Annotated in this window: 18 protein-coding genes; 13 read left to right on the forward strand and 5 right to left on the reverse strand. The window is 73.8% G+C overall.

All coding sequences use genetic code 11. The features are described from left to right. Window positions 1-6: 6 nt before the first annotated feature. The 7 genes from mshB to ACH4ZA_RS02275 all read left to right on the forward strand — a co-directional run bounded on the left by mshB (window position 7) and on the right by ACH4ZA_RS02275 (window position 7,464). Window positions 7-891 carry an N-acetyl-1-D-myo-inositol-2-amino-2-deoxy-alpha-D-glucopyranoside deacetylase gene (gene mshB, locus ACH4ZA_RS02245; protein WP_398427629.1) on the forward strand — a complete coding sequence of 295 codons (885 nt, stop codon included), beginning with the start codon at window positions 7-9 and terminating at the stop codon, window positions 889-891. Continuing rightward, complete coding sequence (locus ACH4ZA_RS02250) at window positions 891-1,301, forward strand: DUF6113 family protein (protein ID WP_319282179.1); 411 nt, start codon at window positions 891-893, stop codon at window positions 1,299-1,301. The genes mshB and ACH4ZA_RS02250 overlap by 1 nt, the downstream gene beginning before the upstream one ends. A 153-nt stretch (window positions 1,302-1,454) precedes the next feature. Continuing rightward, window positions 1,455-3,875: a hypothetical protein gene (locus ACH4ZA_RS02255; RefSeq protein ID WP_398427630.1), complete on the forward strand. Its 2,421-nt coding sequence runs from the start codon at window positions 1,455-1,457 to the stop codon at window positions 3,873-3,875. Window positions 3,876-3,972: 97 nt separating this feature from the next. After that, the gene (locus ACH4ZA_RS02260; RefSeq protein WP_319281137.1) at window positions 3,973-4,911 is read left to right on the forward strand and encodes an ABC transporter ATP-binding protein; all 939 of its coding nucleotides are present in this window, start codon (window positions 3,973-3,975) and stop codon (window positions 4,909-4,911) included. Beyond that, window positions 4,908-5,648: an ABC transporter permease gene (locus ACH4ZA_RS02265; RefSeq protein WP_319281135.1), complete on the forward strand. Its 741-nt coding sequence runs from the start codon at window positions 4,908-4,910 to the stop codon at window positions 5,646-5,648. Before ACH4ZA_RS02260 ends, ACH4ZA_RS02265 begins: the two co-directional genes overlap by 4 nt. A gap of 5 nt (window positions 5,649-5,653) precedes the next feature. Next, window positions 5,654-6,853: a sensor histidine kinase gene (locus tag ACH4ZA_RS02270; RefSeq protein WP_398427827.1), complete on the forward strand. Its 1,200-nt coding sequence runs from the start codon at window positions 5,654-5,656 to the stop codon at window positions 6,851-6,853. Then, window positions 6,850-7,464 carry a response regulator transcription factor gene (locus tag ACH4ZA_RS02275; RefSeq protein WP_319281132.1) on the forward strand — a complete coding sequence of 205 codons (615 nt, stop codon included), beginning with the start codon at window positions 6,850-6,852 and terminating at the stop codon, window positions 7,462-7,464. Before ACH4ZA_RS02270 ends, ACH4ZA_RS02275 begins: the two co-directional genes overlap by 4 nt. A gap of 84 nt (window positions 7,465-7,548) precedes the next feature. Here ACH4ZA_RS02275 and ACH4ZA_RS02280 read toward each other — a convergent pair whose 3' ends face one another. Then, complete coding sequence (locus ACH4ZA_RS02280) at window positions 7,549-8,391, reverse strand: tetratricopeptide repeat protein (protein ID WP_398427632.1); 843 nt, start codon at window positions 8,389-8,391, stop codon at window positions 7,549-7,551. Further along, on the reverse strand, window positions 8,388-9,449 hold the full coding sequence (locus ACH4ZA_RS02285; protein ID WP_398427829.1) for a GNAT family N-acetyltransferase: 1,062 nt from the start codon (window positions 9,447-9,449) through the stop codon (window positions 8,388-8,390). The genes ACH4ZA_RS02280 and ACH4ZA_RS02285 overlap by 4 nt, the downstream gene beginning before the upstream one ends. Window positions 9,450-9,590: 141 nt before the next feature. On the opposite strand from ACH4ZA_RS02285, the gene fdxA reads away from it, so the two are divergent. Then, complete coding sequence (gene fdxA, locus ACH4ZA_RS02290) at window positions 9,591-9,911, forward strand: ferredoxin (protein ID WP_007495984.1); 321 nt, start codon at window positions 9,591-9,593, stop codon at window positions 9,909-9,911. 145 nt (window positions 9,912-10,056) lie between these two features. Beyond that, window positions 10,057-11,151 carry a bifunctional succinyldiaminopimelate transaminase/glutamate-prephenate aminotransferase gene (locus ACH4ZA_RS02295; protein WP_319281127.1) on the forward strand — a complete coding sequence of 365 codons (1,095 nt, stop codon included), beginning with the start codon at window positions 10,057-10,059 and terminating at the stop codon, window positions 11,149-11,151. Window positions 11,152-11,325: 174 nt separating this feature from the next. Here ACH4ZA_RS02295 and ACH4ZA_RS02300 read toward each other — a convergent pair whose 3' ends face one another. Both ACH4ZA_RS02300 and ACH4ZA_RS02305 read right to left on the reverse strand, forming a co-directional pair. Continuing rightward, complete coding sequence (locus ACH4ZA_RS02300; RefSeq protein ID WP_319281124.1) at window positions 11,326-11,730, reverse strand: ATP-binding protein; 405 nt, start codon at window positions 11,728-11,730, stop codon at window positions 11,326-11,328. 285 nt (window positions 11,731-12,015) lie between these two features. Then, a complete protein-coding gene (locus tag ACH4ZA_RS02305; RefSeq protein ID WP_319281121.1) occupies window positions 12,016-13,044 on the reverse strand; it encodes a heavy metal transporter in 1,029 nt (342 codons plus the stop codon). Between the two features lie 95 nt (window positions 13,045-13,139). Between ACH4ZA_RS02305 and dapE the strand changes: the two genes are divergently transcribed. After that, window positions 13,140-14,219 carry a succinyl-diaminopimelate desuccinylase gene (gene dapE, locus ACH4ZA_RS02310; protein WP_319281118.1) on the forward strand — a complete coding sequence of 360 codons (1,080 nt, stop codon included), beginning with the start codon at window positions 13,140-13,142 and terminating at the stop codon, window positions 14,217-14,219. 110 nt (window positions 14,220-14,329) lie between these two features. Further along, window positions 14,330-15,088 carry a TIGR00730 family Rossman fold protein gene (locus ACH4ZA_RS02315; RefSeq protein ID WP_319281115.1) on the forward strand — a complete coding sequence of 253 codons (759 nt, stop codon included), beginning with the start codon at window positions 14,330-14,332 and terminating at the stop codon, window positions 15,086-15,088. Window positions 15,089-15,173: 85 nt separating this feature from the next. On the opposite strand, the gene folP is transcribed toward ACH4ZA_RS02315, so the two are convergent. Beyond that, window positions 15,174-16,034, reverse strand: a complete 861-nt coding sequence (gene folP / locus ACH4ZA_RS02320) for a dihydropteroate synthase (protein WP_319281111.1) — start codon at window positions 16,032-16,034, stop codon at window positions 15,174-15,176. Window positions 16,035-16,158: 124 nt separating this feature from the next. On the opposite strand from folP, the gene ACH4ZA_RS02325 reads away from it, so the two are divergent. Further along, the gene (locus tag ACH4ZA_RS02325) at window positions 16,159-16,521 is read left to right on the forward strand and encodes a DivIVA domain-containing protein (RefSeq protein ID WP_398427635.1); all 363 of its coding nucleotides are present in this window, start codon (window positions 16,159-16,161) and stop codon (window positions 16,519-16,521) included. Beyond that, window positions 16,518-17,102, forward strand: a complete 585-nt coding sequence (locus ACH4ZA_RS02330; RefSeq protein WP_319281108.1) for a DNA-3-methyladenine glycosylase I — start codon at window positions 16,518-16,520, stop codon at window positions 17,100-17,102. Before ACH4ZA_RS02325 ends, ACH4ZA_RS02330 begins: the two co-directional genes overlap by 4 nt. Window positions 17,103-17,124: the final 22 nt, after the last annotated feature.

Genomic DNA, 17,124 nt, shown 5'->3' on the forward strand with positions numbered 1-17,124 from the left:
GGCCCCATGACGGAACTGCCCTCACGGCGTCTGTTGCTGGTGCACGCGCACCCGGACGACGAGTCGATCAACAACGGCGCGACCATGGCCAGGTACGCGGCCGAGGGCGCCCACGTGACCCTGGTCACCTGCACGCTCGGCGAACGCGGCGAGGTCATCCCGCCGGAGCTGCGGCATCTGACCGGCGCCGCGCTCGGCGAGCACCGCAGGGGGGAACTCGCGGCGGCCTTGGCCGAGCTCGGTGTGGACGACTTCCGTCTGCTCGGCGGCGCGGGCCGCTACGGAGACTCCGGGATGATGGGCCTTGCCGACAACGACGACCCGGCCTCCTTCTGGCAGGCCGACGTCGACGACGCGGCCGCGCACCTCGTCGAGGTGATCCTCGAGGTGCGCCCCCAGGTCCTCGTCACCTACGACGACGAGGGCGGCTACGGCCACCCCGACCACATCCAGGCCCACCGGGTCGCCATGCGGGCCGCCGAGCTGGCCGAGGCCGCCGGATGGCGCATCCCGAAGGTGTACTGGAACCGCGTCCCGCGCTCCGTCGCCGAGGCCGCCTTCGCGAAGCTCCGGGAGGAGCTGCCGGCCCTCCCCTTCCCGAGCGCCGCCGCCGTGTCCGACGTGCCGGGCGTCGTGGACGACGACCGCGTCACCGCCGAGATCGACGCACACGCCGGGCACGCCGCCGCCAAGGCCGCCGCGATGCGGGCGCACGCCACCCAGATCGCCGTCGCCCCGGGGGAGCGGTACTTCGCCCTCTCCAACGACCTCGCCCAGCCCCTCTTCACGACCGAGTACTACGAACTCGTCCGCGGCGAGGCGGCCGGGCACGGCGGGAACAGGGAAACCGACCTGTTCGCCGGAACGACCGACACGGTGGAGGCGGCCTGATGTCCGACCGGGGTTCGATGCTCGCCCAGCCGCTGCGGATGCCGCCTGCCGGGCGGGCCGCCGCCTATGCCGGGCTGCTGCTGCTCGGCGCGCTCACCGGTCTCGCCGGAGCGCTCGTCCAGGCCGGCTGGTTCCCGGGCGGGCTGCTCCTCGCGCTCCTGGGCGCCGCCGGGCTGTTCGTCGGCGGCGCGCGGGCCGTCGGCAGCCGCGCCGGGGCGGTCGCGCCCGCCGCCGGCTGGATGATCTCCGTCATCCTCTCCACCGCCGGCCGCCCGGAGGGCGACTTCCTGTTCGGCGCGGGCGGTGGCTCGTATCTGTTCCTGCTCGGCGGCATGGCCCTTGCTGTGATCTGCGCCACCCTCGGTGGAGGGCGGCAACCGGGCGGCGACGACGTCCGACTTGGCAAGTGACGTACCACTTCACCCCGGCGTGACCGTGCGAGTCCCGTGTGGGTCTTCCGGCGGTCGTGGGATACGGGCCAGAAGTGGCCAGTATGGTGGTGCGCGCCGCCGAGCAGCCCGTGAGGTCGTGGCGAGCGGCGGAGCCAACCTGGAGAACCTGCCTTGAGTCGTGAAACTGACAGTCCGTCCTCCGGGCCCAACGGGCGCGGCGGAGCCGCATACCCCTCGGGTACGCCTCCGTACGGCACCCCCATGGTGTCCGACGCCGGTGCGGACGCGGGCCGTTCGGCCGCGCAGCCGGAGGAACGCAAGACCGAGACCACGCTGACCACCCGGATTCGCATCAACATCCCGGGATCGCGGCCCATTCCGCCGGTCGTCGTGCGCAAACCCGTCGCCGACGCCGAGAGCGCGGGCGACGACAGCGGCCCGGGCGGCAGGGCCGACACCGGAGCCGACGCGCAGCAGGCGGCCCCCGCAGGCGCCGCCGGCCCGACCTCGTCCGACACCGGTTCGTTCGAGCTGCCCGCCGATCCGGCGTCCGGCACCGGGGAGAAGCCGAGCGACTGGTTCGCGCCACGCAAGTCCGCGCCGGGCAAGCCCGGTCAGGGCGGCGGCGGCACCAACGGAGCCGGGCTGCCGGGCGGTTCGGCCGCCGGGTCCGCAGCGTCCGCGAACGCCCCCGCCCCGGCAGGCCCGAACACCGGTGCCGCGGCCGCCGCGCCGGGCGGCGCACGGCCGGGCGCGGGGCGTCCCGGCGGGGTGGTCGGCTCCATGAGTGTGCCGGGCGGCGCCCGCTCCGGCGGCACCAACGGCGCGGGGTTCTCCGGTGCGACCGGCGGCCCGGTGGCTCCGGGACACGGCGGCGGCACGGGCTCCTTCGACGTGACCGAGGCGCTGGCCGCCGGTCCGCTCGGCAACGGCCCGCGCACGGGCCAGGGCCAGGGGCAGGGCCGCACGTCGGGCCCGGGGCAGCAGCAGGGGCAGGCGCCGGGCGGCGCCGAGTCGCGCCGTGACGACCTGCCGTACTTCTCCGGCACCGGCCAGAACGGTCTGCCGGGGCCGAACGGCGTGAACGGCGTCGGCGGCAGGCCCGACGGCCCGGGCGCCCTCCCGGCGGGGCCCGGCGGCCCCGGCGGCTCCTACGACTTCAACGGCCCCGAAGGACCGGGCGGTCCCGACGGCCGGGGCGGCCCCCAGGGCGGCCCCGCGGGCCCGACCGGCGGCCCGGTCACCGGCGACGGCCCGATCGTGCCCCCGATGCACGGCGGCGTCCCCGGGGCGCCGACCGGTCCCGGCGGCCCCGGCGGACCGCGTTCCGCCGCCCCCGGCGTCGGAGCCGTCACCGGCTCCGGCCGGCTCCCCGGCGGCGGCCTGAGCGACGACACCGCGATCCTCACCCCGCAGAAGCCCGCCCCCGGACCGGGCGCGGGCGGTTACGGCGGCCGTCCGGCCGACAACGTCTCCGGGCACACCGTCACCAGCGGCATCCCCGTCGTGCCCGGCGGCGGCCAGGGAGCGCCCGGAGCCCCCTTCACGGGCGGCGCGCCCGCCGAGGGGCCGCTGCCGCACACCCCGCCCAAGGGGCCGGGGAAGGGCGCGCAGAGCACGTCCGCCGGCGACGGCAAGAAGCAAAAGAAGAAGGGCCGCGGCAAACTCCCGCTGCTGGGCGGCCTGGTGGTGGTCGCGGGCGTCGGCCTCTACGGCGCGGGCCTGCTGATGAACCACTCCGACGTGCCCAAGGGCACCACCGTGCTCGGCGTCGACATCGGCGGCGGCACCCGTGACGACGCCGTCAAGAAGCTCGACGACGCGTTCGACAAGCGGGCCGCGCAGACGCTGAAGCTGTCCGTCGGCGGCGACACGGTCGCCCTCAAGCCCGACCAGGCGGGTCTGCAGTTCGACATGCAGGCCACCGTCGACGCCGCCGCCACGAGCGACTACAACCCGGTCTCCGTGATCGGCTCGCTGTTCGGGCAGCACCGCGAGGTCGAGCCCGTGATGCCGGTGGACGAGGAGAAGCTCCAGGCGGCCCTGAAGAACGCCGCGGGCGGCTCCGGCTCGGCCCAGGACGGCACCATCAAGTTCACGTCGGGCAAGGCCGTCCCCGTCTACGGCAAGGCGGGCAAGGGCATCGACGCGGCGAAGGCCGAGTCGGCCGTGGTGGACGCCTACCGCAGCCAGGTGGAGACCGGCACCGCCGCAGCGGTCACGGTGCCGACGACCACCAGGCAGCCGACCATCTCGAACGCCGAGGTCGACCGCATGATGAAGGAGTTCGCCGAGCCGGCGATGTCCGGCAAGGTCACCGTGCAGACCGACGCGGCGCACGCCGTCCCGATGAGCCCGAAGAACTCCCTGTGGAAGTTCCTCGGCGTCAAGGCGATCGACGGCAAGCTGGTGGAGAGCTACGACAAGGCGGCGCTGAAGGAGCTCTACGGCGGCGCGTTCAACGGCGTGCTGATCACCCGCGGCACCGGCCAGAAGACGCCGGTCACGGTGGAGGACGTGATCAGCGCCCTGCGCCCGGCCCTGATCAGCACGACGAACCGGGTCGGGATCATCGACACCGACCCCAGCTGACGCGGACGCGAACGGGGCGCCGCATGACATCTGTCATGCGGCGCCCCGGACGTCCGACACTGCCGCGCCGGGGGCCGTCGCGGCGACCATGGACGTCATGACGACGCAGACAGCACCGGTGGTCGGGTTCGACCAGGTCACCAAGAGCTTCGGGGACGTGCGGGCCGTGGACGGCCTGACGCTCGACCTCCGGCCGGGGGAGACCGTGGCGCTCCTCGGCCCCAACGGCGCCGGCAAGTCCACCTCCCTCGACCTGCTGCTCGGCCTCAAGCACCCCGACAGCGGCGCCGTCCGGCTCTTCGGCGCCACCCCGCGCGAGGCGATCGTCGCCGGCCGGGTCGGCGCGATGCTGCAGAGCGGCGGCCTGATGGACGAGGTGACGGTCGCCGAACTGGTCGGCCTCGCCTGCCGGCTGCACCCCAGGCCGTACCGGCCCGCCGACGTGCTGGCCCGCGCCGGCGTCGCCCAGATCGCCGACCGCAAGGTCGACAAGCTGTCCGGCGGCCAGGCCCAGCGCGTGCGGTTCGCCCTCGCCACCGCCGGCGACAGCGACCTCATCGTCCTGGACGAGCCCACCACCGGCATGGACGTCACCACCCGGCAGGCGTTCTGGGCCACCATGCGCGAACAGGCGGACCAGGGCCGCACGGTCCTGTTCGCCACCCACTACCTCGAAGAGGCCGACGCCATCGCCGACCGGGTGCTGGTCCTGCACCGGGGCCGGCTGCTCGCCGACGGCACGGCGGCCGAGATCAAGGCGAAGGCCGGCGCCCGCCGCATCGCCTTCGACCTGGAGGGCGAGATCGACGAGGCCGCGCTGCGCGCCCTGCCGTTCCTCACCTCCCTGACCGTGTCCCACAGCGGCTCAGCCGCCGGGTCCGGCCGGACCGTGCGCATCCAGTCCGCCGACGCCGACGCCACCGTCCACGCGGTCTACGGCCTCGGCCTCTACCCGCACAACCTCGAAGTCGCAGGGCTGGGCCTGGAACAGGCCTTCGTCGCCCTCACCACCGCCGAGGAGGCGAAGACCCGGTGAACGGCCTGATCAAGCTGGAACTCACCCGCGCCCTGCGCAACCGCAAGTTCCTGTTCTTCTCGGTCATCTACCCCTCCGTGCTGTTCCTGCTGATCGCGGGCAGCTCCGACAGCAAGGAGAAGATCGACGGCACGGGCCTCACGCTCCCGACGTACATGATGGTCTCGATGGCCTCCTTCGGCGCCCTCACGGCCGTCCTGATGGGCAACAGCGAGCGCATCGCCAAGGAACGGCAGAGCGGCTGGGTGCGGCAGCTGCGGCTGACGACCCTCCCGGGCCGCGGCTACGTCCTCGCCAAGACCGCGAGCGCCGCCGTGGTCAGCCTGCCCTCCATCGTCGTCGTCTTCGCCGTCGCGGCGGTCGTGAAGGACGTCCGGCTGGACGCCTGGCAATGGGCCGCGCTCACCGGCGCGATATGGGCCGGCAGCCTCGTCTTCGCCGCCCTGGGCGTGGCGATCGGCTACCTCGCGACCGGGGACGCCGTCCGCCCCATCACGATGATCACCTACTTCGGCCTGTCGATCCTCGGCGGCCTGTGGATGCCCACGACGACCTTCCCGGGGTGGCTGCAGGACATCGCCAGGTGGGTGCCCACCCACGCGTACGCTGCCCTGGGGCAGTCGATCGAGCAGAGCCGGGCCCCGCATGCCGAGGACATCGTGATCCTGGCCGTCTTCTTCGCCCTGTTCACGGGCGGCGCGGCCTGGCTGTACCGGAAGGACACCCTGAAGGCGTGAGCGCCATGACGGACGACCCGCAGAGCCGGGAGGACCTGGAGGGCAACCGCATCCTGCCGGGCCGGCCCGCCCGCAACCGGCGGGAGCTGTGGCGGCGCAAACTGCTCTGGATCGGGGTCTGGCTGGTCTTCCTCAGCTCGCCCGTGCACGACCTGGTCTCGGGGCGGCACACCACGTCCGGCACGGTGGCCGGCTGGTTCGGGCTCGCGGTGTTCGTCGCGCTCTACCTGGCGCTGCTCTTCCGGAACATGGGGGACACGCCGTACCCCTCGAAGGCCGTCGGGGCCCTCATCGGCTCCATGGCCGTGCTGGCCACCGTCCTCTCCCTCACCCTCGGCTCCGCCTGGCTCGGCCTGTACTGCTACGTCTCCGTCGCCTGCGGAAGCGTGCTGCCGATGCGGCTGGCGCTCTGGACGATCCCCGGCACGGGAGCCGTGCTGCTCCTCGTCGGCCTGCGCACCGACGAGGAGGAGGCCCTGAACCTGCTCCTGCTGGTCCTGCTCATCGGGTTCGCGATGACGGGCGTGAGCCAACTCGTCCGCACCACGGTCGAGTTGCGCAAGGCGCGGGCGACGGTCGCCCAACTGGCCGCGAACGAGGAGCGGTTGCGTCTGGCCAGGGACCTGCACGACCTGCTGGGACACTCGCTGTCGCTCATCACGCTGAAGAGCGAGCTGGCCGGCCGGATGCTCCCCGACCACCCCGACAAGGCGGCCCGGCAGGTCGCCGACATCGAACAGGTCAGCCGGCAGGCCCTGGTCGACGTCCGTGAGGCCGTCACCGGCTACCGGCGGCCGAGGCTGGCCGCCGAACTCGCGGGAGCACAGGTCGCGCTGACGGCGGCCGGCATCATCGCCGGCCTGCCCGCCGAACCGGACCTGGACGGCGTTCCCGAGGACAGCGAGTCCGCCCTCGCCTGGACCCTGCGCGAGGCGATCACCAACGTCGTCCGGCACAGCGGCGCCGGCCGCTGCATGGTGGACGTCGTGCGCCGCCAGACCCTCGACGGCCCCGTCCTCGAACTCTCCGTGGAGGACGACGGGTCGGGCGGTTCGGGCAAGGGCCCGGGCAACGGCCTGACCGGCCTGACGGAACGTCTGGAGAAGGCGGGCGGCGTGCTGGAGACGGAGCGCCTCAAGCGCGGCTTCCGCCTGGTCGCCAGGGTCCCGGCCGGCGAGCTGCCGGACGTAGGATCCCGCTCATGAGTGGCACGATCAAGGTTCTGCTGGCGGAGGACCAGTCGATGGTCCGCGAGGCCCTGGCGGCCCTGCTCGGCCTCGAGGACGACATCGAGGTGGTGGCCCAGGTGGCGCGCGGCGACGAGGTCCTCGCCGCCGCCCGCGCCCACGACGTCGACGTCGCCCTCCTCGACATCGAGATGCCGGGTGCGACGGGCATCGAGGCGGCCGCGCAACTCCACGCGGAGTTGCCCGGGTTGAAGCTGGTCGTGCTGACGACCTTCGGCCGCCCCGGCTATCTGCGCAGCGCCATGGAGGCCGGCGCCGACGCCTTCCTCGTGAAGGACGCGCCCGCGGCGCAACTCGCCGAAGCGGTGCGCAGGGTGCTGGCGGGCGAGCGGGTCATCGACCCCACGCTGGCGGCGGCGGCCCTGGCGGGCGGCGCCAACCCGCTCACCGACCGGGAACGAGAGGTCCTGCGGGCGGCGGCCGACGGCTCCACCAACGCCGAACTGGCGGCGGCCCTGCACCTCTCCCAGGGAACGGTCCGCAACTACCTGTCGACGGCGATACAGAAACTGGCGGTGCGCAACCGCGCGGAGGCGGTGCGGATCGCCCGGGACAAGGGCTGGCTGTAACGAGCGGACCAACGCACGAACGCGCCGGACGCACGAACGCGCCGACGAACGCGCGCGCACGGACGGCGGCCGCCGTCCGGCCGCTCAGTTCAGCAGGGCCCGGGCGGCGAACGCCTCGCCGCGCACCCGCTCCGCCGTGCCCTCGTCCACGACCTCCACCAGCCCCGCGTACTCCTCCAGCTCGGCGGCCCCGCCGAGGAAGTCCCCCCGACGCACCAGCAACTGCCCGCGCTCGTACCGCAGCCGGGCCGGATGCGACGGCACGGCAAGCGCCAGCTCCACGGCCCACAGGGCGACGTCCGACCGCTCGGGCCGGGCCGCGGCCCACGAGCGGATGTTGTTCAGGATCCGCATCACGACGTCCATCGGCTGCGCGGGCGTCAGCATCGACGGCTCCAGCGGCGCGCCCGTCGCACCGGTGACCAGCAGGTCGGCGTCCTCGCCGGTCAGCAGCCGTCCCCCGTCGAAGGGGTCGACGAGCACCTGCCGCCCGACGTCCTCGGGCGGTCCGAAGCCGGCGACGAAGTGTCCCGGCAGCGCCACGCCGTACACCGGCGCCCCGGCCCGCCGCGCCACCTCCACCCACACCACGGACAGCAGGATCGGCAGTCCGCGCCGCCGCGCCAGCACCCGGTCCAGCAGCGACGAGTCCAGCCGGTCGTAGTCCGCCGCGGAACCGCGGAACCCGCACCGCTCGCCGAGCAGCTCCCGCAGCGCCTCCGCCCACGCCGCCGGCCCGCCGGGCCGGAAGGGGACCTGCCCCGCCAGCCGGTCCAGCTCGATCTGACCGGCGTCCAGACCGTCCTCGCCCGCGGCCGGGTCCGCCGCCGCTCCGATCAGCAGGCACAGCAGCGCCAGATCGGGCCGCTCGGCCCGCGCCTCGGCCGCGAACCGCTCCCGCACCTGCGCCCACTCGAACCCGCTCACGACGCCCCCGGCGTCCGGCCGTGCGACGCCTCCCCGGCCGGCTCCCGGTAGTGGTGGTACGCGTGGTGGGCCGCGAAACCCATCCCGGCGTAGAGCGCCCGGGCCCCCGCGTTGCCCTCCTCCACCTGGAGCCAGGCCGCCGAGGCGCCCTCGTCCAGCGCCCTGGCGGCCAGTGCGGCCATCACCGTCGTCGCGAGCCCCCGGCGGCGGTGCGCCGGAGCCACCTCCACGGCGGCGAAGCCGGCCCAGCGCCCGTCCACGACGCACCGCCCGACGGCGGCCGGTGCTCCGCCCTCCGGCGCGGGCACCGACGCGAACCACACCGACGGTCCTTCCCCGCCCCCGGCTTCGCCCGAGGACGCCCCCGCCAGCACCCGCAGAGCCACCTCGCTCACCCCTTTGCGCCCGTACCGCGCCAGCCACGCCTCGTCGGCCTCCCGGGCCAGGACCACACCCCCGGCCTCCGCCCGGTCGGCGACCGGCGCCAGCGCCCCGATCCACAGCTCCGCGGTCACCTCACGCACCCACCCGCGCCGCTCCAGCTCCGCGCAGAGCAGCTCCTCGGTCCCCTCGGCGCCCGTCGCCGTCTGCACGTAGGCGGGCAGCCCGCGTGCGCCGTACCAGGCCCGTACGGCGTCCAGGGCGGCGTCGAGGGGCATGCCGGGGTCGCCGAGCGGCAGCACCGAGTTGGCCCGGCGGGTGAACCCGGCGGCCGCCCGCAGCTCCCACGCTCCGAGCCGTGCGCTCTCCACCGGCCGCCAGGCCCGCGCGGCGACGCCGGCCAGCTCGCGGTAGCCGGCGGCCGGCCCCCGACGGCGGGCCGGGGCGGCGGGCACGATCTTCCCCGCGACCATCGAAGACGCGTCAATACGGACGCTTTCCCCACTCTTCCGTGTGATCGCGAGCACACCGTCGTCCCATGATGTGAGAACCCCGACCGTGTCGGTGAATTTCGCGTCGGCGGCTCCAGCGTCGGTCAAGCACCGCACGGAGACGCGTTTTCCCACGTCAGCAGCGGTAATGCGGACCTCGAGACGTCCGGCGGCCGAGATTTCCACAGGTCGGTTCACCCCTCCTGTTCGGATCATGCCCAAGAACGGAGATACTAGGTGGCGGGCATCGACGACGCCGCGCTCCCGCGCGCCAGGCGGCGGAGCCTGAGGAGGCCCGCCAGCGCCCTATCGAGGAGGAACGACAGCGTGACCTACGTCATCGCGCAGCCTTGTGTCGACGTGAAGGACAAGGCGTGCATCGAAGAGTGCCCGGTCGACTGCATCTACGAGGGCCAGCGGTCCTTGTACATCCACCCGGACGAATGCGTCGACTGCGGCGCCTGTGAGCCGGTCTGCCCGGTCGAGGCGATCTTCTACGAGGACGACACTCCGGAGGAGTGGAAGGACTACTACAAGGCGAACGTCGAGTTCTTCGACGAGCTCGGCTCGCCCGGCGGCGCCAGCAAGCTGGGGCTGATCGAGCGCGACCACCCCTTCGTCGCCGCGCTGCCCCCGCAGGCCGAGTAAACCGCGGCGGGCCGCACCCTCCCCGGATCCCGGACGAGTTCGGACCGGGGGGACCCCATCGCCTCGGTCCCGTACGGCCTGATCAGGTCTGATCGCCGTACGGGGCCGAGGCGTTTGCCGTACGTACGAAAGTGAGTCAGTCACCGTGTCCTCCGCTCTCTCCGACCGCCTTCCCGCCTTCCCCTGGGACAAGCTGGAGCCGTACAAGAAGACGGCCGCGGCCCACCCGGACGGCATCGTCGACCTCTCGGTCGGCACCCCGGTCGACCCGGTCCCCGACCTGGTCCAGAAGGCCCTGATCGAGGCGGCTGACTCCCCGGGCTATCCGACGGTGTGGGGCACCCCGGCCCTGCGCGACGCGATCACCGGCTGGCTGGAGCGCCGCCTGGGCGCCCGCGCCGTCACCCACCGGCACGTCCTGCCGATCGTCGGCTCCAAGGAGCTCGTGGCCTGGCTGCCGACCCAGCTCGGCCTCGGCCCCGGCGACAAGGTGGCGTACCCGCGGCTGGCCTACCCGACGTACGAGGTGGGCGCGCGCCTGGCCCGCGCGCAGCACGAGGTCTACGACGACCCGACGGAGCTCGACCCCGCGAACCTCAGACTGCTCTGGCTCAACTCCCCGTCCAACCCCACCGGCCGGGTGCTGTCCAAGGCCGAGCTCACCCGTGTGGTGGCCTGGGCGCGGCAGCACGGGGTGCTGGTCTTCTCCGACGAGTGCTACCTGGAGCTGGGCTGGGAGGCCGACCCGGTCTCCGTCCTCCACCCGGACGTCAACGGCGGCTCGTACGAGGGCATCGTCTCGGTCCACTCGCTCTCCAAGCGGTCGAACCTGGCCGGGTACCGGGCGGCCTTCCTGGCGGGCGACCCGGCCGTCCTCGGCCCCCTTCTGGAGATCCGCAAGCACGGCGGCATGATGACCTCGGCGCCCACCCAGGCGGCCGTCGTGGCCGCTCTCGGCGACGACGCCCACGTCCGTGAGCAGCGCGGACGTTACGCCGCCCGGCGCGCCCTGCTGCGTGAGGCGCTGGTGTCGCACGGCTTCCGCATCGAGCACAGCGAGGCCAGCCTCTACCTCTGGGCCACCCGCGACGAGTCCTGCTGGAGCACGGTCGCCCATCTGGCGGACCGGGGCATCCTGGTGGCCCCGGGCGACTTCTACGGTGAGGCCGGCGAGAAGTTCGTCCGCGTGGCGCTGACGGCGAGCGACGAACGCGTGCGCGCGGCGGTGGAGCGCCTGTAGCGGCGCCCCGCGGCGCCCCCGCGGCCGTCGCCGCGCCGACGCGCCCGGCGGGCGCGCACAGCGCGACGGGGCCCGGGGAGCAGGCTCCCAGGACCCCGTCGTCGGCCCGCGCGGCCGAGCCCGAGTGCGGGCCCGGTGGCCGGCCTCGAGCGGCCGGACCGGCGGCGGCCGGTGTCAGCCGATCGGCAGGCTCTTCACCGGCAGGGTCTGCGCGCCGGGCAGCCCGCCCTTGGTGAGGGAGTCCGTCGGCAGTCCGCCCTTGGTGGCGGTCGACGCGGTGTCCCCGAGCAGGCCGCCGGCGGAGCCCGCCGCCTCACCGGCCGTCTTCTGCGCCACCGGCGCCGCCTTCTGCACGGTCTTGCCGCCGGCCTTGTCCGCGAGTCCGGTGACGTGGTGGGTCGCGCCGTCGAGCGTGCTGCCGACGTTCGCCGTGTCCAGGGCGCTCAGTCCGCCGAGGTTCGGGGTGGCGGGAAGAGCGGGGGCCGCGCTGGCGGAGCCGGCCGCACCGACTCCGGCGGCCGCTCCCGCAGCGACGAGCAGCGCGGCACGGGCGATCCGGCGGGTCAGGGGGAGAGACATGTTGCTCCTTCGACGGGAGTGAAACAAGGACTGTCCGGGCCCGGACGCAGTGACTACCGCTCGAGATCCACGAAGGTTGCGCACCGCCGACGTAAAGAGTTGGCAATGCGTCGCATTATCGGCTGCGTATAAAAACGGGCAAAAACCGCCCCGGGTGAAAGTGCGCCGCTCCTCGCACCCCTTTGTCCGCAAGGGATTCCGTACGCGCAGGGGTGACGGCGCGAAAACCTGAGCACCCCGCCGAACGGGGGGTGGCCACATGACCCGGCCGGGTGACGCCCCGTACTACTGAGCGGTGACGATCCGCACGTCGCCGCCGCCGGCCGCCGCCGCGGCTCCGGCGCCCTCCGCGCTGGTCGAACCGGTCGTCCGCCACCGCATGTCGGAGGTCCCCGAGACCCACTCCCGGCCCGCGTACGAGACCCGCTCGATACGCAGCGCCGAGGCGTTGGCCACCGCCCAGTGCGCCAGCTGCCAGCCGCGCTCGCCGGCGCTGCGCCCGTCGGCGGCGGTGTCCTTCGACACCGGGAGCATCACGGTCCGCTCCCCGCTCTCCACGGCCGGCACATCGGCGGACCGGGACGACGAAGAGGACGACGACGAGGACGACCTGGACGACGAGGCGCCCTTCCCGTCCGTCCGCAGACGCTCGGCCCGCCCGAAGTCCCGTCGCAGCGCGGCCCGGACCGCCGCCGGCCCGGTGGTCGCCGGCGTGGCCGTCGCCGTGCCGGCGACCGAGCGGCCGTCGCAGGTCAGCGTCGCCTGCGAGGCCCCGGTGAGCGCGGCGGCCAGCAGCACGGCGTCCCCCTCGTGCTTGGCGTACGCCTCCGGGTAGCCGCTGCGCTGCACCCGCTGGGCGGCGACGGTGAGCGGCAGCTCGGTGTAGTCCCGCACCTTCTCCAGGTGCCGGTAGAAGATGTCCGCCGCATAGGCGGGGTCGGTGACCTGCTTCTCGGTGCCCCAGCCCTGCGAGGGCCGCTGCTGGAACAGGCCGAGCGAATCCCGGTCGCCGTGAGCGAGGTTGCGCAGCGCGGACTCCTGGATGGCGGTCGCGAGCGCGATGGCCACGGCCCGCTCGGGCAGGGCGCGGTCGGTGCCGACCGCGGCGATCGTGGCGGCGTTCACCGCCTGCTCCGGCGTGAACTCGTACGCCGCCGTCCCGTCCGCGGAAACGACTCTGCAGCCCGGGTCGCCGGTGCCGCCGGCGACGTACTGCACCACGACGTAACCCGCGACGGCGGACAGGACCACGCAGGCCGCCCCGAAACGGAACAGGCGGCCGCGACGCTTGGAGGAGGGTGACTGCTTCGGCACGCGTCCAAGGTACTGGAGAGTAGTGAAAAGGAGGAGGCGGATGTGCAGAGGTGGGGAAGAGCAGGGCGGCGGACCGGCGCGTTAGGGTCGACGGCATGGCCGACACCCCTCTTGACCTCACTCTGGACGCCGCCGCGCTGACCGCGAGGCTCGTCGACTTCCGTTCGGAGAGCGGCGCCGAGAAGCCGCTCGCGGACGCGATCGAGATCGCCCTGCGCGCGCTGCCGCACCTGACGGTGGACCGGCTCGGCAACAACGTCGTCGCCCGCACGCACCTCGGTCACGCGCAGCGCGTGGTCCTCGCGGGCCACATCGACACGGTGCCGATCGCCGACAACGTGCCGTCACGGCTGGACGAGGACGGGGTGCTCTGGGGTTGCGGGACCTGCGACATGAAGTCGGGGGTGGCGGTCCAGTTGCGCATCGCGGCGACGGTCCCGGCCCCCAACCGCGACCTGACGTTCGTCTTCTACGACAACGAGGAGGTCGCCGCCGAGCTGAACGGCCTCAAGCACGTCGCCGAGGCCCGCCCGGACTGGCTGGCCGGCGACTTCGCCGTGCTGCTCGAACCCTCAGACGGCCAGGTCGAGGGCGGCTGCCAGGGCACCCTGCGGGTGCTGCTGAGGACACAGGGCGAACGGGCCCACTCGGCGCGTGGCTGGATGGGCTCCAACGCGATCCACGCGGCCGCCCCGATCCTGGCCCGACTGGCCGCCTACGAACCGCGCCGGCCCGTCATCGACGGACTGGAGTACCGCGAGGGCCTCAACGCGGTCGGCGTCACGGGCGGGGTGGCCGGCAACGTGATCCCCGACGAGTGCGTCGTCACCGTCAACTTCCGCTACGCGCCAGACCGCAGCGAGGACGAGGCGATCGCCCACGTCCGCGAGGTCTTCGCCGACTGCGGGGTGGCGGAGTTCACCGTCGACGACCACAGCGCCGCCGCGCTGCCCGGCCTCTCCCACCCGGCCGCCGCGGCCTTCATCGAGGCCGTGGGCGGCACCCCGCTGCCCAAGTACGGCTGGACGGACGTGAGCCGCTTCTCCTCCCTCGGCGTGCCCGCCGTCAACTACGGCCCGGGCAACCCGCACTTGGCGCACAAGCGGGACGAACGCGTCGACACGGCCAAGATCCTGGCGGGCGAGGAGCGGCTGCGGGCCTGGCTGACGGCCTGAGGGCGGGTCCGGCGCGTCGCCGCTGCACGGCGGACACGCCGACGTCCCGCGTCCGTAACCCGCGTGGATCTACGCTGAGGTGGAACGGACGCAAGCGGAGGGAGCTCACCATGGCTACAGGGAACCCCGAGGGCAGGAAGCAGCCACCGGACGAACAGCGCCTGGGACCGGTCCTCCGCAGGCGGGACCAGGTGCAGGCGAGCACGACGGACCAGCGGCTGCTGGACGAACGGGCCCCCTCGGACTGGGTGCACACCGACCCGTGGCGGGTCCTGCGCATCCAGTCGGAGTTCATCGAGGGCTTCGGCACCCTCGCCGAACTCCCCCCGGCGATCAGCGTGTTCGGGTCCGCCCGGACGCCGGTGGGGTCGCCGGAGTACGAGTTCGGAGTACGGCTGGGCGGCGCCCTCGTCGACGCCGGGTGGGCCGTGATCACGGGCGGCGGTCCGGGCGCGATGGAGGCGGCCAACAAGGGCGCGAGCGAGGCGGGCGGCATCTCCGTGGGCCTCGGCATCGAGCTGCCCTTCGAGCAGGGGCTCAACCCGTACGTCGACATCGGCCTGAACTTCCGTTACTTCTTCGTGCGGAAGATGATGTTCGTGAAGTACGCGCAGGGCTTCGTGGTCCTGCCCGGCGGACTCGGCACGCTGGACGAGCTCTTCGAAGCCCTCACCCTCGTCCAGACCCAGAAGGTCACCCGCTTCCCGATCGTCCTGTTCGGCACGGAGTACTGGGGTGGGCTGATCGACTGGCTGACGAACACCCTGGTCGCCCAGGGCAAGGCCGCCGAGAAGGACCTGCTCCTCTTCCACGTCACGGACGACGTCGAGGAGGCGGTGGCCCTGGTGTCGAAGGAAGCGGGCCGCTGACGTCCAGCCCGTCCGGGGGCACGGCTCCCGGACGGGGAACTCCCGGACGGGGGACGGCCGCCGGACGGGAGGGCGGCGCGGAGGGCTACGCGAGCCCCCGCCGCGCCACCGCCGGCGCCCGATGCCCTGCGATGGCGGCGACCATGTCCAGCACCTGCCGCGTCTCCGCCACCTCGTGCACCCGGTACACCTGCGCCCCCAGCCACGCCGACACCGCCGTCGTCGCCAGGGTGCCCACCACCCGCTCCTTCACCGGCCGGTCCAGCGTCTCCCCGACGAAGTCCTTGTTGGACAGGGAGACCAGCACCGGCCAGCCCGTCTCCACCATCTCGCCGAGCCGCCGGGTCGCCTCCAGGCTGTGCCGGGTGTTCTTCCCGAAGTCGTGCCCGGGATCGATCATGATCGACTCCCGCGGCACCCCCAGCCCCGCGGCCCGCTCCGCCAGCCCCAGCGTCACCCGCAGGATGTCGGCCATCACGTCGTCGTAGGTCACCCGGTGCGGACGCGTCCGCGGCTGCGCACCGCCCGCGTGCGTGCACACCAGCCCCGCCCCGTACCGGGCCGCGACCTCCGCCAGCCCCGGATCCACGCCGCCCCACGCGTCGTTCAGGACGTCGGCGCCGGCCTCGCAGACCGCCTCGCCGACCTCGGCCCGCCAGGTGTCCACGCTGATCACCACGTCCGGGAAGCGCCGCCGCACCTCGGCCACGAAGCCGACGGTCCGCCGGACCTCCTCCCGCGCCGTCACCTCTTCACCCGGGCCGGCCTTCACCCCGCCGACGTCGATGATGGCCGCGCCCTCCGACACCGCCTGCTCCACGCGAGCGAGGGCCGGCTCGTCGAGGAACGTCGCACCCTGGTCGTAGAAGGAGTCCGGGGTCCGGTTCACGATCGCCATGATCACCGGCTCGTGCGCGCCGAATTCACGCCTGCCCAGCCTGAGCATCCCCTGTGACCTCTCCTCGAACGTCCTGCACAACCACCGCCTGCGACCCTAGCCGCCGGACCCGCATGGCACGATCGGACCCGCACACATCCACACCGAGCACACCGAGCGTGGGGGCCCACCGATGGTTATGTTCTTGTTCCTGGTCATCGCGCTCGCCGTGGTGGTCGCCGCGGTGACCCTCGCCGTGCTGGGCGGCGGAGAGGGCACCGGCCCGCTGCCGGAGGTCGCCCCCGAGCGGCTGCACGACCCGCTGCCCCCGGACCGCCCGCTCGACCGGTCCGACGTCGACCGCCTGCGCTTCCCCCTCGCCGCCCGCGGCTACCGCATGACGGACGTGGACGACGCCCTCAACCGCCTCGCCGCCGAGCTCGCCGAGCGGGACGCCCGCATCGCCGACCTCGAGTCCGCGCTGGCCGGCGCGCAGGCCCGCCCGGCCGCGACCCGCGTGTCGATGGAGAAGCAGGGCCCGGAGGACCAGAGGTGAGCGACGGCGGCGCCCTCGCGGGCGCGGACGGGGCGCTGCGCTGCCCCTGGGCGCTGTCCACGCCCGACTACGTGACCTACCACGACGAGGAGTGGGGCCGCCCCGTCCACGGCGACGACGCGCTGTTCGAACGCCTCAGCCTGGAGGCCTTCCAGTCCGGCCTGTCCTGGATCACGATCCTGCGCCGCCGCCCGGGCTTCCGCACCGCCTTCGCCGATTTCAAGATCGCCTCGGTCGCCGTCTTCACCGACGAGGACCGCGCCCGTCTCCTCGCCGACCCCGGCATCATCCGCAACCGCGCGAAGATCGACGCCACGGTCGCCAACGCGCGCGTGCTCGCCGGCTGGGCGCCCGGCGACCTGGACGAGCTGATCTGGTCCCACGCCCCGGACCGGGCCGGCCGCCCGGTCCCGAAGACCCTCGCGGACGTGCCCGCGGTCACCGACGAGTCGACGGCCCTGTCCAAGGCCCTCAAGAAGCGCGGCCTGCGGTTCGTCGGGCCCACGACGGCGTACGCGCTGATGCAGGCGTGCGGCCTGGTGGACGACCACCTGGAGGACTGCGTCAGCAGGGTCGGCTGAGGCAGCCCGCGGCGTCGCCCCC

This window comes from Streptomyces sp. NPDC020597 (assembly GCF_044335095.1).
Taxonomy (GTDB): Bacteria; Actinomycetota; Actinomycetes; order Streptomycetales; family Streptomycetaceae; genus Streptomyces.

Excerpts from the sequence above, each read along its gene's own strand:
- mshB (WP_398427629.1), top strand. The coding sequence starts at position 7 with ATGACGGAACTGCCCTCACGGCGTCTGTTGCTGGTGCACGCGCACCCG.
- ACH4ZA_RS02250 (WP_319282179.1), top strand. The coding sequence starts at position 891 with ATGTCCGACCGGGGTTCGATGCTCGCCCAGCCGCTGCGGATGCCGCCT.
- ACH4ZA_RS02260 (WP_319281137.1), top strand. The coding sequence starts at position 3,973 with ATGACGACGCAGACAGCACCGGTGGTCGGGTTCGACCAGGTCACCAAG.
- ACH4ZA_RS02270 (WP_398427827.1), top strand. The coding sequence starts at position 5,654 with ATGACGGACGACCCGCAGAGCCGGGAGGACCTGGAGGGCAACCGCATC.
- ACH4ZA_RS02275 (WP_319281132.1), top strand. The coding sequence starts at position 6,850 with ATGAGTGGCACGATCAAGGTTCTGCTGGCGGAGGACCAGTCGATGGTC.
- ACH4ZA_RS02300 (WP_319281124.1), bottom strand. The coding sequence starts at position 11,730 with ATGTCTCTCCCCCTGACCCGCCGGATCGCCCGTGCCGCGCTGCTCGTC.
- dapE (WP_319281118.1), top strand. The coding sequence starts at position 13,140 with ATGGCCGACACCCCTCTTGACCTCACTCTGGACGCCGCCGCGCTGACC.
- ACH4ZA_RS02315 (WP_319281115.1), top strand. The coding sequence starts at position 14,330 with ATGGCTACAGGGAACCCCGAGGGCAGGAAGCAGCCACCGGACGAACAG.
- folP (WP_319281111.1), bottom strand. The coding sequence starts at position 16,034 with ATGCTCAGGCTGGGCAGGCGTGAATTCGGCGCGCACGAGCCGGTGATC.
- ACH4ZA_RS02325 (WP_398427635.1), top strand. The coding sequence starts at position 16,159 with ATGGTTATGTTCTTGTTCCTGGTCATCGCGCTCGCCGTGGTGGTCGCC.